At 74.1% G+C, this 15,247-nt stretch carries 5 protein-coding genes; 1 reads left to right on the top strand and 4 read right to left on the bottom strand.

What is annotated here, in order from left to right:
* The first annotated feature begins 115 nt into the window (after positions 1-115).
* Positions 116-1,450 carry a hypothetical protein gene (locus ACZ6Z8_RS13900; RefSeq protein WP_465609854.1) on the top strand — a complete coding sequence of 445 codons (1,335 nt, stop codon included), beginning with the start codon at positions 116-118 and terminating at the stop codon, positions 1,448-1,450.
* Between the two features lie 45 nt (positions 1,451-1,495).
* Here the strand turns inward: ACZ6Z8_RS13900 and ACZ6Z8_RS13895 are convergent, their stop codons facing one another.
* Genes ACZ6Z8_RS13895 through ACZ6Z8_RS13880 form a run of 4 tightly spaced genes read right to left on the bottom strand, consistent with a single transcriptional unit; the run spans position 1,496 to position 15,180 of the window.
* Complete coding sequence (locus tag ACZ6Z8_RS13895; protein ID WP_465609352.1) at positions 1,496-2,563, bottom strand: zinc-binding dehydrogenase; 1,068 nt, start codon at positions 2,561-2,563, stop codon at positions 1,496-1,498.
* Positions 2,560-4,224 carry a phytoene desaturase family protein gene (locus ACZ6Z8_RS13890; RefSeq protein WP_465609852.1) on the bottom strand — a complete coding sequence of 555 codons (1,665 nt, stop codon included), beginning with the start codon at positions 4,222-4,224 and terminating at the stop codon, positions 2,560-2,562. The genes ACZ6Z8_RS13895 and ACZ6Z8_RS13890 overlap by 4 nt, the downstream gene beginning before the upstream one ends.
* A 14-nt stretch (positions 4,225-4,238) precedes the next feature.
* A complete protein-coding gene (locus tag ACZ6Z8_RS13885; protein WP_465609350.1) occupies positions 4,239-5,936 on the bottom strand; it encodes a phytoene desaturase family protein in 1,698 nt (565 codons plus the stop codon).
* Positions 5,923-15,180, bottom strand: a complete 9,258-nt coding sequence (locus tag ACZ6Z8_RS13880; protein ID WP_465609348.1) for a non-ribosomal peptide synthetase/type I polyketide synthase — start codon at positions 15,178-15,180, stop codon at positions 5,923-5,925. The genes ACZ6Z8_RS13885 and ACZ6Z8_RS13880 overlap by 14 nt, the downstream gene beginning before the upstream one ends.
* Positions 15,181-15,247: the final 67 nt, after the last annotated feature.

The raw sequence follows: 15,247 nt of genomic DNA, 5'->3' as shown, positions 1-15,247 counted from the left end.
GGTGTTCGCTCACGCACAGCAGGCTGGCTCCGCCCCAACTCCCCCGTGCCGAAGGGCTCTCACCGTGATCCGTTCCTCCCGTCGTCTGCTGCCGCTGGCCGTCGCCGTCGCGGCGGTGCCCGTGCTCGCGCTCCCGGCGGTGCCGTCCGCCGCGGCCTCGTACGGCACCCCGACGATCACCCTCTCGGCGGGCTACCTGTCCGGCGCGGTCGGCGCCGTCGGCGACCCGACGGTCGGAGTCACGGTCGCTCAGAGCGGCGCGCCCGCCTCGTCGTTGACCGTCTCCGCCTCGGCCAGCACCCGCGGCAGCGTGGCGCGCACCGGCGACGTCACGGTGACCGGCAGCGGCGGCAGCCGCACCCTGGCGGTCGCCGCCCAGGGCGTCGGCTACACCGACCTGACCGTCAAGGTCACCGGCCTGGGCGGCAGGACCGCCACCCGGACGCTGCACTACGCGGCCTCCGCCGCCGTCCGGGACTCCGCCGCGAGCCGGTACCTGACCGGCTCCAGCGACGCCTCGGCGGCGGTGGACGCGGGCGGCGGCTACATCGTGGTCGGCGACGACGAGACCAACACCCTGCGGCTGTACGACCGCAACAACTCCGGTGCTCCGGTGCGCACCTGGGACTTCAGCGGCGCCCTGGGCGTCGACAGGGAGATCGACATCGAGGCCGCCGCCCGGGTCGGCGACACGATCTACTGGACCGGTTCGCTCGGCAACAACAAGGACGGCAAGGTCAAGCCCGACCGGCAGACCCAGTTCGCCACCAAGGTGACCGGCTCGGGCGCCAACACCCAGGTGACGCTGGTGGGTTCGTACCACGGGCTGCGCGACGACCTGATCGCCTGGGACTCCGCCCACGGCGACCGCTACGGCTTCGCGGCCGGCGCCGCGGACGGGCAGGCGCCCAAGCAGATCGACGGATTCAACGTCGAGGGCCTGGAGTTCGCCCCGGGCAGCGACACCACCGCCTACATCGGCTTCCGCGCACCGCTCGCCCCGGCGGTGCCCGGCGGCCGGGCGCTGCTGGTGCCGGTGACCAACTTCCCGTCCCTGCTGGACGGTTCGGCCGCGCACGCGACCATCGGCGAGCCGATCGAGCTGGACCTCGGCGGCCTCTCCGTCCGCGACCTGCGGCGCAACGCGCTCGGCCAGTACCTGATCGTGGCCGGTTCCTGGGCGGCCGAGGACAACTCCGCCCCGTACGCGCTCTACCGCTGGGACGGCCGCCCGACCTCCGCGCCGGTCAAGCTGCTCGACCTGCCGACCGGCGACGCCGGCGCCTGGGAGGCCGTCCCGGACGTGCCGGACCTGGACGCCCCCGGCGCCCGCGCCCAGCTGATCACCGACAACGGCTCCGCCGACCTGTACGGCGACGGCACCGCCGCCAAGGACCTCACCCACCCGGAGTGGAAGAAGTCCCGCAGCACCTGGTTCACCCTGGGCTGACCCCGGAACAGCGTCCCCTCCGACAGGCTGCGCCCCGGCGGCCGCTCACAGCTCGACCAGCACCTTCCCCCGGCTCGCCGACCGGTCGGTGTAGAGACTGCGGTAGGCCGCCGGAATGCTGTCGAATCCGTGGTGGACGGTCTGCCGGTAGCGCAGGCTCCCGCTGCGCACCAGGGCGCCGAGGTCCCGCCGCAGCGCGGACCAGTTCTCCTCGGTGAACCACTCCAGCGCGAAGATCCCTCGGATCAGGGTGCGCGGGAACATGATCATCGGCAGCAGCCGGGGGCCCGTCCACTCGCCGCCCACCTGGCTCGCCCACTGCCAGCAGACCGCCACCCGGCTGTCCACCGCGAGCATCCCGAACACCGCGTCGGTGAGCGTGCCGCCCAGACTGTCGAAGTAGCGGTCGACGCCGTCCGGAGCGAGGCCGGCCAGCTCCTTCGCCAGCCGCTCCGGGTCGTCGCCGTCGCGGTAGTTCAGCACCGCGTCGAAGCCCAGCTCCTCCAGCCACCCGGCCTTCGCCGGCGTCGCCGTGGTGCCGATGACCCTGGCACCCCTCAGCTTGGCGAGCTGGCCGACCACCGAGCCGACCGCCCCGCTGGCCCCGCTCACCAGCACCGTCTGGCCGGGCCGGACGTCCAGGAACTTCTCCACCGTGCCCCAGGCCGTCATCCCCGGGCCGCCCAGCAACCCGAGCGCCGTGGTGACCGGCAGCGCGTCGTCGTAGTCCGCGCGGTCCAGCCGCCGGTAGGCCGGGAAGACCATCGGGAAGGTGCCGGTCTGCCAGAGCCAGGACTCTCCGTTGCCGATCACGTGGCTGCGCCAGCCGCCGAAGCCCTGCACCAGGTCACCGACCGCGAACCGCGCGGCGGGACCGGCCCGCACCACCTCCATGATCGAGTCGGCGCCCATGTGGTCGCCGACCGGGGTGTCCAGCGCGATCCCCTGGAGGTACGGGTCCACCGACACCCACCGGGTGCGCAGCAGCATCTCGTCCTCGGCGAGCCGGACGGGCACCTCCTCCACGACCTTGCGGTACATCCGGTCCACGTCGGGGACGCCGTCCGCGTGCTCGCTGACGATCCACTTCTCGATCCGAACCACATCACTCACGAGGTGACTCCAAACTGCCGGTCGTCGGGGCCGACCGGTTCGGTGATCAGGGTGGGCGGCGGGGCCGAGTCGTCCACCTCGGCGGTGAACGGGCGGCCGTCGTCGCGGCAGATGAACTGGACGACGTGCCGGCCGGCGGCGGCCGCGCGGATCAGTCCGCCGGTGGTCGCCCAGACGCCGGAGAGGTAGAAGTTCGCCAGGCCCGGCAGTCCCGGGCCGTTGCGCTTGATCTCCTCCTCCAGGGTCTCCCCGCCCTCCACGAAGGGCTGCCAGCCGAGCACCGTGCCGTCGTAGTTGCCGGTGTAGCGGACCTGGGTCAGCGGGGTGGAGACGTCCCGGACGGCCACCGCCTCCCGCAGCCCGGGGTGGTGGCCGTCCAGGAACTCGATGACGGCGTCGCGCACCCGGCGCTTCTCCCGCTGGTACTCCCGGCCCCGGCCGACCGGCAGGGTGTGCAGCTCCTCGCCGCGCCGCAGCCGGGGGGCCTGCTCGGGGCCGGTGCTCAGCTGCCGCCAGGGGGCGATGTCGCAGAAGTAGCTGGCGTAGACCACGGTGGTCGCGGCCGGCGAAAGCTCCGGGTAGTGGCGGCTGCGGAACTGGATGTTGATGCTGGGGTGGCGGATGCCGGTGAGCCGCGCCGCGAACTCCTCCTCCAGCAGGTAGGTGGTGCACGGGTCACCCGCCGGGAAGGGGCGGCGCAGCCCGAGGAAGACGGTCAGGTAGCCGGGGAAGACCATGCCCGGCTCGGTCAGCGTCCTGGTGTAGAGCCGGCGGTAGGTGTCGTTCAGGTAGCGGCCCTTGAGCAGGTCCATCATCGTGGTGCGGCCGTCGCAGGCGGCCACCACGATGTCGGCGCGCACCTCCCGCCCGTCGCTCAGCCGCACCCCGACGGCGGTGTCCCGCTCGACCAGGATCTCGGTCACCCTGGCGTTGTAGGTGATCTCCCCGCCGAGCCGCCGGTAGCGCTGCTCGATCGAACGGGCCAGGCCGAGCGAGCCGCCCTCCGGCACTCCGGCCGACTGCCCGGCGTGCGAGGCGAGTTGGAAGTAGGTGGGCAGCACCGGGAAGTTGGGGTGCTTCTCGTACAGCACGAAGTTGAACGCCTCGCGCAGCAGCGGGCTGCGGAACCGCGCCGAGTAGTCGCTCATCAGCACCGAGATCGAGCGCCGGATCACGTTGAAGTACGGCAGGAAGGAGGCGAGCATCCGCCAGCGCTCCCAGCGGCCCATCAGCCCGACCGGCTTGAGGAACGGGTAACGGGCCAGCGCCAGACGGAACTTGCGCAGGCCGTCGCAGAACTGGCGGATCCGCCGGGCGTCCTCCGGGGCGAGGTCCAGCAGGTGGGCCTCCAGCCGGTCCGGGTCGGAGTAGAAGTAGACCGCCCGGCCGTCCCGGGTGCGCACCACGTTGAAGACGTCGAAGTTGCGCATCCGCTTTCCCTGCAGTGCGCCGAGTTCGAGCCAGATCCGGTGCATCTCGTTGCCCGGCCCGCTGCCCAGCAGCCAGCTGATGCAGCAGTCGAAGGTGAACTCGCCGCGGTCCCAGGCGGTGCAGCAGCCGCCGGGCAGCTCGTGCATCTCCAGGATCCGGGTGCGGTAGCCGTTCATCCGCGCGTAGCAGCCGGTGGACAGGCCGCCGAGCCCGCCGCCGATGATGACCATGCTCTGCCTGGGGTTCATTCGCTCACTCCCGTCGACTCCGGTGCCCCGACGGTGACCCGGTCGAGTTGCGGCAGCCGGCCCCACTTGCCCGGGTGCCAGGGCTCCCGGTTGTCGCTGGGCCAGGCCCGGAACGGCCGGCCGAGTTCCCGGCAGAGGTACTGGGCCGCGTACCGGCCGCTGGTGGCGGCCCGGATCAGCCCGCCGAGGGAGGCCCACTGCCCGGCCATCGAGAAGCCGCCGAGCCCGGGCAGCCGCATCCGGTCCCGGTTGACCAGCCGGTTGGCGGTGTCCTCGGCCTCGGAGAAGGCCTGCCAGGCGAGGATGCTGCCGCGGGTGTTGCCGGTGAACCGCTCGGTGGTCACCGGGGAGGCGACGTCGACCAGTTCGATCCGCGCGCCGAGCCCGGGGTGGATCCGGTCCAGGAACTCCCGTACGAAGGAGGCGACTTCCTGCTTTCGGGCCCGGTAGGCCCGGCGGTCGCGGACCCGCAGCTCCTTCCAGGTGCGGTAGTCGCTGAAGTAGGTGCAGTGCAGCACCGACTTGCCGGGCGGGGCGAAGCCCTCCGCGTAGGCGGAGCGCAGCTGCACCACCAGGCTGTGCTGGAGCGAGCCGGGCAGCCGCCCGGCGTCCTCGGGCGCCAGCAGGTAGGTGGTGCAGTGCGGTTCGCCCGGCGGGAGCGGGCCGTCCACCCCGACGAAGGCGGAGACCACGGCCGGGTAGAGGTTGCCGGGCTTCTCCAGCAGTTCGCCGTACAGCCGGTCGGTGGCGGGGCTGGAGTAGCGGCCCCGCAGCAGCCGGTCGAGCACCGTCGGTCCGTCGCAGGCGGCCACCACGTGGTCGGCGAAGTGGCGGGTGCCGTCCCGCAGTTCGACGCCGACGGCGCGTCCGTCCTCGACCAGGATCCGGTCGACCCGGCAGCGGTAGCCGATCACCCCGCCCAGCGAGGTGTACCGCGCCTCCACCGAGCGGGCCAGTCCGAGCGAACCGCCCTGCGGGAAGCCTGCGTTGCCGGTGTGGGCGGCGGCCAGGGTGTACAGGTACGGCAGCAGCGGGAAGCCGGCCGGCTCCTGGAGGAACATGGTCGGGAAGGCCCGGCGCAGCAGCGGGTCCTGGAAGCGCTCGGCGAAGCCGCTCATCGGGGTGGTCGCGGTGCGCCAGAACAGCCGGAAGGCGGGGAGTACGGCGCGCAGGGTACGCAGCCGTTCGCGGGTGGTCCGCAGCGGTGGCGGGGTGAGGTCCCAGGGCAGGTCGATCGCGGCGAAGCGGCGCAGGTCCCGGCAGAAGGCCCGGATCGGCCTGGCGTCGCCGGGGGCGAGGGCCAGCAGGTGGGCCTCCAGCCGGTCCGGGTCGGTGTGGAAGGTGACGGACCGGCCGTGTTCGTCGACGACCCGGTTGAAGGTGTCGAAGTGGGTCACCGACTTGCCGTCCAGGGCTCCGAGTTCGCGCCAGACCTGGTGGGCTCCGGTGCCCTCGGCGGTGCCGATCAGCCAGTCGATGCAGTAGTCGAACAGGTAGCCGTGCCGGGACCAGGCGGTGCAGCAGCCGCCGGGCAGCACGTGCTTCTCGAAGATCCGGGTCTCCAGGCCGCTCATCTGGGCGTAGCAGCCGGTGGCGAGGCCGGCCAGGCCGGCCCCGATCACGATCACCCTGGGCGGGCCGCCGGCCGGCCGCTGACGGGCGGACCAGTCCGGCCCGCGGTCAGCCCCGGCCATCGACGGTGCCTCCGGCCAGGATCGCGACCGCCAGTTCGGCGTTGCGGGCGGCGAACTCGCCGTCGAGCATCTCGGCGTGGCCGCCGTGGCCGGCGTACACGGCGGTGCCGGTGGTGGAGGCGCCGTGCCAGGAGCCCGGCTCGTCGCCGACGTGCACGGCGAGGCGCTCCTGTTCGCAGACCACGTCCAGCTGGGCCCGTACGGTGCCGGTGTTGGGGGTGCGGCTGCAGAACTCCAGGTAGTCACGGGCCTGTTCGAGCGTCTCGCGGGCGACGATCCGCGAGCCGGTGTGGCGGTGCAGGTGCTCCTGGAGTTCGCGCTCGAACACGGCCACATGCTCCTCGCCGAGGTCGAAGGCCTCCGTCGACCGGTAGGCGTCGAGCAGCAGCACCGAGGTGACGGTGCGGCCGCGCCGTTCCAGCTCCTTGGCCACCTCGAAGGCCAGGTTGCCGCCGAGCGAGTAGCCGAGCAGCCGGTACGGGCCGACCGGGTGCAGTGCCTCGACCTGGTCGGCGTAGCGGGCGGTCTTGTCGTCCCCGGTCAGGTAGTTGAAGGCGGCGATCCGGTGCTCGGGCAGGTGGGCGGCGAGCTGCCGGTAGACCAGGCCGTGCCCGCCGGCCGGCGGGAAGCAGAACACCGTGCGGTTCTCGGGCGCGGCGGGGTTGAACCACAGGTGGGGCTGGCCGCCGGCCAGTTCGCCGGTGACGATCTGCTCGACGGTGCGGGCCATTCCGTGCAGCGTGGTGACCTTGAACAGCTGGCCGACCGGGATGCTGATCGCGAACTCGGTCTGCAGGTGGTGGATCAGTTCGATCAGCCGGATGGAGCTGCCGCCGAGCTCGAAGAAGTCGTGCTGGAGGCCGACCTCGGCCAGGCCGAGGAGCGTGCACCAGTGCTCGGCGACCCGCTTCTCGTAGAGGGTGACGGGCGGTTCGGGCGGCTCGCCGCCGGTGTCGGCCGCGGGCTCGGGCAGCGCGGCCAGGTCGACCTTGCCGTTCGGGGTGAGCGGCAGGGCGGGCAGTTCGGCGAGGTGGGAGGGGATCATCACGGTGGGCAGGTGCTCGGCGAGGTGGCGGCGCAGTTCGCGGCGGTCCAGCCGGACGCCGTCGGCGGGCACCAGGTAGGCGGCCAGCACCGCCTCACCCGACGCGTCCTGACGTACCGTCACACAGGCTTCGGCGATGCCGGGACGGGCGGTGAGGTGGGCCTCGATCTCGCCCGGTTCGATCCGGTGGCCGCGCACCTTGACCTGGTTGTCGATCCGGCCGAGCAGGTGCGCGGTGCCGTCGGCGTCCCAGTGGCCGAGGTCGCCGGTGCGGTAGAGCCGGACGGGGGTGCCGTCCAGGTCGAGCGTACGGAAGCGAAGTCCGGTCTGCTCCGGGTCGTTCGGGTAACCGTCCGCCACGCCCGCGCCGCCGATCCACAGCTCGCCGGGCACCCCGGCGGGGACGGGCTCGCCGTAGCGGTCGAGGACGTACAGCGCGCTGTTCGGGAAGGGCCGCCCGATCGGGACCATCCGGCCGGGCTCCAGCGCCTCGGCGGCGCCCTCGTAGTAGCAGCTGTCCACGGTGGCCTCGGTCAGGCCGTAGGAGTTGACCAGCCTGGTCGCCGGGCCGCAGAGGGCGCGCAGCCGCTGGTGCTCGGCGGCCCTCCAGGAGTCGGAGCCGACGACCAGCAGCCGCAGGAAGTCCAGCCGCAGTCCCTCGCGTTCGCAGTGGGCCAGCAGGGCACGGGCCACTGCGGGCACGAACTCGCCGCAGTCCACGGCCTCCTCGCGCATGACCCGGTACAGCCGGGCGGTGTCGAAGAGCAGTTCGCGGTCGACCAGGACGAGCGTGCCGCCGGTGCCGAGCGCCCGGGCGAGGTCGCCGGTGAACACGTCGAAGGCCGTCCCGGCCATCTGCAGGTGCACCCGGGCCTCGGTGTCCAGCCGGTACTCGGCCCGCCAGCCGGCCGTCACGGCGGCCAGGTTGCGGTGGGAGACCCGTACGCCCTTGGGGCGGCCGGTGGAGCCGGAGGTGTGGATCACATAGGCGGCCCGGTCGGGGTCGGCGGCGGGCAGCGCTCCGGTCCCGGCGGCCGGCCGGTCCAGCTCCTCCAGCGTGACCGGCCGGGCCGGGAGTTCGGCCGGGGCGGGTCGCCGCTCGTCCACCACGACCAGGGCCGCCCCCGCGTCGGCCACCTGGTACGCGAGCCGGTCGGCCGGGTGCCCCGGGTCGAGCGGCAGGTAGGCGGCGCCGGCCCGCCAGACGGCCAGCAGGGTGGTGATCAGTTCGGGCGACTTGTCCAGGCAGACGGCGACCACCGACCCCTCGGCGACGCCCAGTTCGCGCAGGCGGGCGGCGGCGCGCTGGGAGCGGCGGTCCAGCTCGCCGTAGCCGAGCCGCCGCACGGCGTCCCGGCCGGGGGCGACCACCGCGATCGCCTCCGGGTGTTCGGCGGCGGCCTTGGCGATCAGCTCGGGCAGCGGCACGTCGTGGTCGATCCGCCGCTCGGCGCCGCTGAAGGCGGTGAGGAGGCGCTGCCGCTCGGCCGCGTCCAGCATCCGCAGCCGGCCGACCGGTTCGGCCTCGTCGGCCCGGGTCATGGCGTCCAGCAGGTTGCGGTAGTGCGCGGCGAGGCGCCGTACGGTGGCGGGCTCGAAGAGGTCCGAGTTGTACTTGAGGACGCAGTGGAAGCGGCCGTCCGAGCGGTCCTCGTAGGCGGACAGCGTGAGGTCGAACTGACCTTCCTCCTCCGGTAGTTCGATGTACTCCAACCGGTAGCCGAAGCGTTCCACGGCGACCTTGTGGGTGAGCAGGATGAACATCGCCTGGAACACCGCGGAGCGGCTCGGGTCGTGCTGGAGGCCCAACTGCTCGACCAGCAGCGGGAACGGGTACTCCTGGTGGTCCAGCCCGCCGAGCACGCTCTCCCGTACCCGGGCCAGCAGCTCGGTCACCGTCGGCTCCCCGGCCAGGCTGACGTGCAGCGGCAGCGGGTTGACGAAGTAGCCGTAGACCGAGGCGAACTCCTCCTCGGTGCGGCCGGTCACGGGGCTGCCGACCACGATGTCCTGCTGTCCGGACCAGCGGTGCAGCAGCAGGTAGTAGGCGCCGAGCAGCACCATGAACGGGGTGGCGTTGTGCGCCCGGGCCAGCGCGTGGACCCTCGCGGTGAGTTCGGCGTCCAGCTGGAAGAACTCGGAGGCCCCGTTGTGGGTCTGCACCGCCGGGCGCGGCCGGTCGGTGGGCAGTTCCAGCACCGGCATCCCGGCGGGCAGGTGGCCGCGCCAGTAGTCCAGCATCCGCTGGGCCTGCGGCCCGGCCAGGAAGCGGTTCTGGTGGTTGAGGAAGTCCAGGTAGCGGGCGGCCACCGGGGGCAGTTCGGGGGTGCGGCCCCGGCTCAGCGCCTGGTAGACCTCGAACAGCTCCTCGATGAAGGTGAAGGTGGAGATCGCGTCCGAGACGATGTGGTGGACGGCCTTCATCAGCACCCAGCGGTCCGGCCCGCGCCGGAACAGCCGCAGCCGGACCAGCGGGTCCTCCGCCAGGTCGTACGGCCGCCGGTACTCGCGGACGATCAGCTCGTGGATCTCCTCCCACGGGCGGCCCTCGACGTCGAACAACCCGGTGTCGGGGGCCACTTCGGCCCGGATCCGCTGGACGGGTCTCCCCTCCTCGGCGGTGAAGGCGGCGCGCAGCCCGGGGTGCCGGGCGACCAGGAAGGCGAAGGCGGCGAACACCAGCTCCGGGTCGAGTTCGGCGCGCACCTCGACCGCGCCGCCGATGTTGTACGCGAAGCCGTCCGGGTGCAGCTGGCGCAGGAACCACAGCGCCTGCTGGTTGTGGGTGAGCGGGTAGCGGGTCTCGTCCGTGTGCACCTCGACCTCGGCCCGCTCGGGGCCGCCCTCGGCGGCGAGCAGCGCGTCCAGGCCCTCGGCGAGCAGGTCGACCAGGTCGGCGACGCTGCCGTTGCTGAGCAGCGCGACCACCGGCAGGGCGACGCCGAGTTCGCCGTGCACCCGGGCGCGCAGCTCCATGGCGAGCAGCGAGTCCAGGCCGTGCGCGCCGAGCCTGGTGTCCGGGGTGATCCGGTCGGTGCCGGTGCGCAGCACGGCCGCGGCGGCGGCGGTGAACCGCTCGGTGGCGAGCCGGCGGCGGGTGTCCGGGTCGGCGGTGCGGTAGTCGTCCAGGAAGCCGCCGGTCCCGGCCGGGGCCTGCTCGGCGGCGCTCGCCGCCAGCTCGGCGACCAGCGGCGGCGGGGCGGGGTACCAGGCGAGGAAGGTCGGCCAGTCGACCACGGTGGCGACCAGCAGCTGGGCGCGGTCCTGCCCGAGGACGCGTTCCAGTACGGCGGTGCCGGCCTCCGGCGGCAGGGAGCTCATGCCGCGGGCGTCGCGGTAGTGGGCGACCAGTCCCAGTTCCTCGATCATGCCGGTGGCCCAGGGCCCCCAGTCCAGGCTGAGCGCGGGCAGGCCGGCGGCCCGGCGGTGGTGGGCGAGGGCGTCCAGGAAGGCGTTCCCGGCCGCGTAGTTGGTCTGTCCGGCGGTGGTGAGCAGCGAGGCGACGGAGGCGAACAGCACGAAGTGGTCGAGCGGTTCGGCGTGCAGCAGCCGGTGCAGCAGGTGGGCGCCGATCACCTTGGGGGCGTATCCGGCGTCGAAGGCCGGGCGGTCCATCTGGGGCAGCAGGGTGTCCCTGACCTGCCCGGCGAGGTGGAACGCGCCGCGGATCGGCGGGAGTTCGCGCTCGCGGTACCCGGCGAGCCAGGCTCCGAGGGCGGTCTCGTCGGTGACGTCCACCGGGGCGAGCAGGGGTTCGGCGCCGAGCGCCTCCAGTTCGCGCAGGAAGGCGATCCGCTCCCCGGCGGGCGTGGCGGGGTCGACGGTGTGCCACTCGGCTCGTGGGGGCAGGGCGGTGCGGCCGACCAGGATCAGCCGGCGGGCGCCGCGCCGCACCAGGGCGCGGCAGAGCAGTCGGCCGAGCGCGCCGAAGCCGCCGGTGACCAGGTAGCTGCCGTCGGGGCGCAGCACGGGCGGCAGCGGCCGGGTGAAGCCCTCGGCGGGGCACAGTCGGCCGGTGAGCCGGCGGCCGGCCCGCAGGGCGAGTTCCTGCTCGTCGTCGTCGGCGGCGGGGTCGGCCGTCAGCTCGGCGAGCAGCGACGCGGCCTGGTCGCCGGCCGGCACCGCCGGATCGAGGTCGATCAGCCTGCCGCGCTGGGCGACGAGTTCCTGCTGCCACAGCACCCGCCCGATGCCCCAGGCGGGCGCGCCGAGCGGTTCGACCCGGTCCTGCGGCCCGGTGGCCTGGGTGCCCCGGGTGACGATGTGCAGCCGCCCGTCCGGGTGGGCGGCGGGCAGCACCTGGGCGAGGGTGATCAGCGAGTAGGCGCCGTGGGTGGCGAGCCGGTGGAGCTGCCCGGGGTCGGTGGTGTCCAGGGTGGGCAGGTCGAGGTTCCACAGGTGGACGACGGTCCGGGGGGCCGGGTCGAGGTCGGCGAACAGTCGGCGGAGGTCCTCGGCGGAGTCGGGCCGTACGGTCGCCGTCCCGTCCGCGAGGGCGTAGGCGCCGCCGGGCCGGACCAGGTGGCAGCGGGCGCCGCGGTCGGCGGCCAGTTCGGCGAGCCGTTCGGCGAGGCCGCCGTCGTCCGCGAAGAGCAGCAGGTCGCCGGTGGGCCGCTCGCGCGGGGGTGCCGGGGCGTCCCGCCAGGCGAGTTCGGTGAGCCAGCCGTCGATGGTGGCCAGGCTGACGGTGGCGGCCGCCCGGGCGACGTCGGTGGCCCGGAAGCCGGTGATCCGGCCGAGCGGGGTGCCGTCCTCGGCGTACAGGGCGAGGTCGCCGAGGAGTTCCTCGCCGTCGTCCCGGGTGACGGTGGCGTGCACCCACAGCGGGCGGGCGCCGATCGCGTCGAGCCGGAGCTCCCCGATGGAGACCGGCAGCCGGACGCCGCCGCCCTCGGGGGCGTCCAGCCGGGTGGTGAGCAGGGTCTGGAAGCAGGCGTCGAGCAGCACCGGGTGCAGGTGGTGGCCGGCCGCGTCGGGGCCGAGCTGCTCGGTGGGGCGGATCCGGGCGAGTGCCTCGCCGGGCCCGGTCCACACCTCGGCGACGGCGCGGAAGGCCGGGCCGTAGTCGTAGCCGCGTTCGGCCAGGCGCCGGTAGCAGTCGGGCCCGTCGAGGTGCCGGCCGCGGGCGCGCAGGGCGGCCAGGTCGGCGGCGGGCCCGTGGGAGCGGCGCTGGCCGGTGCGGACCCGGCCGCCGGCGTGGACGGCGGGCTCGGCGCCGGGCGGGGTGGAGGCGATGGTGAAGCGGCCGTCCTCGGGGGCGTAGCCGAGCTGCACGGGGACGGGCTCGGTGTCGGAGAGGAACAGCGCCCGGTTGAGCTCGATGTCGGCGAGCACCACCTCGGTGCCGCCGGTCAGTGCCCGGACGGCCTGGGCGGCCATCTCGACGTACCCGGCGGCGGGGAAGACCACCCGGCCCTCGATCCGGTGGTCGTCCAGGTAGGGCAGCCGCTCGGGGTCGAGCGCGGTGGTCCAGGTGGGCTGGGCGGCGGCGGTGCGGCGGCCGAGCAGCGGGTGGTCGACCCGCCCGAGCCGGACCCGCGCGACCGGCTCGGGCTCCGCCCAGTACCGCTCGCGCCGCCAGGGGTAGCCCGGCAGCGGCACCGGGCGCCCGCCCGGGTGCAGCGCCGTCCAGTCGAACTCGACGCCCAGGGTGTGGAGTTCGGCGAGGGTGCGGGCGACACGCTCGGGCTCGTCCTGCCCGCGGCGGATCGAGGGCAGGGTGTGGGCCCGCTCGGCGCACTCGCGGATCGCGTGGCCGAGCACCGGGTGGGGGCCGACCTCCAGGAACAGCCGGTGCCCGTCCTCGGCCATCCGCTCGACGGCGGCCCGGAAGCGCACCGGGCGGCGGACGTTGTGCCACCAGTACTCGCCGTCCAGCTCGGGCCCCCGGGCCAGCCCCTCGCGGGCGGTCAGGTAGAGCGGCAGCTGTGCCGGCCGCGGCTCGATCCCGGCCAGCGCGGCGGTCAGATCGCCGCGGATCGGGTCCATCCGCGCGCTGTGGTACGGGACTTCGACGTCCAGCTGGCGGGCGAAGACGCCCTCCTGTTCGAGTTCCGCGGCGAGTTCGCGCAGCGCTTCGGTGTCCCCGGCGAGGGTGACCGCCGAGGGGCTGTTGACGGCGCCGAGCGAGACCCGGCCGCGGTACGGGCGGATCCGCCGCTCGGCCTCGGCCTCCGGCAGGCCGACGGCGAGCATCGAGCCGGTCCCGGCCAGCCGCTGCTGGAGCCCGCTGCGGGCGAGCACCACCCGGACGGCGTCGGCCAGGTCGTAGACCCCGGCCTGGTGGAAGGCGGCGACCTCGCCGGTGCTGTGGCCGACCACCGCGTCGGGCCGCAGTCCGTGGCTCCGCCAGAGCGCCGAAAGACCCATCTGGACGGCGAAGTTGGCGGGCTGGGCGAGCCAGGTCCCGGCCATCCGGGAGTCGGCCTCGTCGCGTCCGAGTTCCTCCAGCAGCGACCAGCCGGCCTGGGCGCGGATCTCCGCGTCCACGGCCCGTACGGCCTCGCGGTAGACCGGTTCGGCCTCGTACAGGCCCCGGCCCATCCCCCACCACTGGGGGCCCATGCCGGTGAACACCCAGGCCAGGCGGCGGTCCTGGCGGTCGCGGGCGCGGCCCTGGACGACCCTCGGGTGGGCCTCGCCGCGCTCACAGGCGGCCAGGGCCTCGTCCAGCTCGGCCGGCCCGGAGTGGACCACGGCGAGCCGCTCGGGCAGGTGCTGGCGGCGGTGCGCCAGGGTGTGGCCGAGATCGGCCGGCGAGGCCCCGGCGGCCAGCTCCCTCCGTACGGCGGCGGCGAGTTCGGGCAGGGCGGCGGCGTCCCGGGTGCTCAGCGGCAGCACGGTGACGGCCGGCTGCGGCGTGGGCGCCACGGGTGCGGGTGGCGGCGGCTCCTCCAGCAGGACGTGGGCGTTGGTGCCGCCGAAGCCGAAGGAGTTGACGCCCGCGCGGGCCGGGCCCCGGTGCTCGGGCCAGTCGACGGGGGCGGTGGGGAGGTCGAAGGGCAGTGCGGCCAGGTCGATGGCGGGGTTGGGCCGCTCCAGGTTGAGGTGCGGGGGGATGCGGCGGTGCTTGAGGGCCAGTGCGGCCTTGATCAGCCCGGCGACCCCGGCGGCGGCCTCGGTGTGCCCGATGTTGGTCTTCACCGATCCGACGTAGCAGCGCTCCCCGTCCCGGCGTCCGATGCCCAGCACCCGGCCGAGGGCGGCGGCCTCGATCGGGTCGCCGACCGGGGTGGAGGTGCCGTGCGCCTCGACGTACTGGAGGCTGCCGGGCAGCACCCCGGCCTCGGCGCAGACCCGCTCGATCAGGGCCGCCTGGGCGTCGGCGCTGGGGACGGTGATGCCGTTGGTGCGGCCGTCCTGGTTGACGCCGCTGCCGAGGATCACGGCGTGCACCGGATCGCCGTCGCGCAGCGCGTCGGAGAGCCGCTTGAGCACCACCACGCCGACCCCCTCGGCCCGCACGTAGCCGTCGGCGGAGGCGTCGAAGGCGCGCGAGCAGCCGTCGGCGGAGAGGAAGCCGCCCTTGGTCTCGGCGATCGTGTACTGCGGTGCCATGTGCAGCAGGGCACCGCCGGCCAGGGCGAGTTCGGTCTCGCCGCGGAGCAGGCTCTGGCAGGCGAGGTGGACGGCCACCAGGGAGGAACTGCAGGCGGTGTCGATCGAGACGCTGGGGCCGCGGAAGTCGAAGCAGTGCGAGATCCGGTTCGAGACCATCGTCATCATGGTGCCGGTGGCGGTGTGCGCGGCGATGGTGGTGAAGTCGAGGTCGGCGAACTGGAGGATCTTCCAGTCCAGGGTGAAGGCGCCCATGTAGACGCCGACGTCCCGCCCGGCCAGTTCGCCGGGGCGCAGCCCGCCGTCCTCCAGCGCCTCCCAGCTCACCTCCAGGAGCTTGCGCTGCTGGGGGTCCATGTGGGCGGCCTCGCGCGGGCTGATCCCGAAGAAGTCCGGATCGAAGGTGTCGAAGCCGTCGATGTAGCCGCCCCGGCCGCCGATCAGCCGCCCCGGCTTGGCACGGTCCCGGCTGCCCAGGGTGCCGGTGTCGTACCGGTCGGCGGGGGTGTCGGTGAGACAGTCCCGGCCCTCGATCAGGTTTCGCCAGTAGGTGCGGTGGTCGTTGGCGTGGCCGGGCAGGCGGCAGCCGATGCCGGTGATCGCGATCCGTTCGCAGGGCACGGCGAAGGGCGAGGTGGTCATGGTCCAATCCGAGGGGTGGTGGCGCGGGCGGGGGCGAGGGGGCGGCCTCGCGGAGCTCACGGAGGGT

Source organism: Kitasatospora sp. NPDC101108 (genome assembly GCF_055584725.1).
The sequence above is the reverse complement of the archived record's forward strand: the minus strand, read 5'-3'. Positions and strand labels throughout refer to the sequence as shown.

What these genes read in the sequence shown, in the direction of transcription:
- ACZ6Z8_RS13890 (WP_465609852.1), bottom strand. Translation starts at nt 4,224, where the DNA reads ATGGTCATCATCGGCGGCGGGCTCGGCGGCCTGTCCACCGGCTGCTAC.
- ACZ6Z8_RS13885 (WP_465609350.1), bottom strand. Translation starts at nt 5,936, where the DNA reads ATGGCCGGGGCTGACCGCGGGCCGGACTGGTCCGCCCGTCAGCGGCCG.
- ACZ6Z8_RS13880 (WP_465609348.1), bottom strand. Translation starts at nt 15,180, where the DNA reads ATGACCACCTCGCCCTTCGCCGTGCCCTGCGAACGGATCGCGATCACC.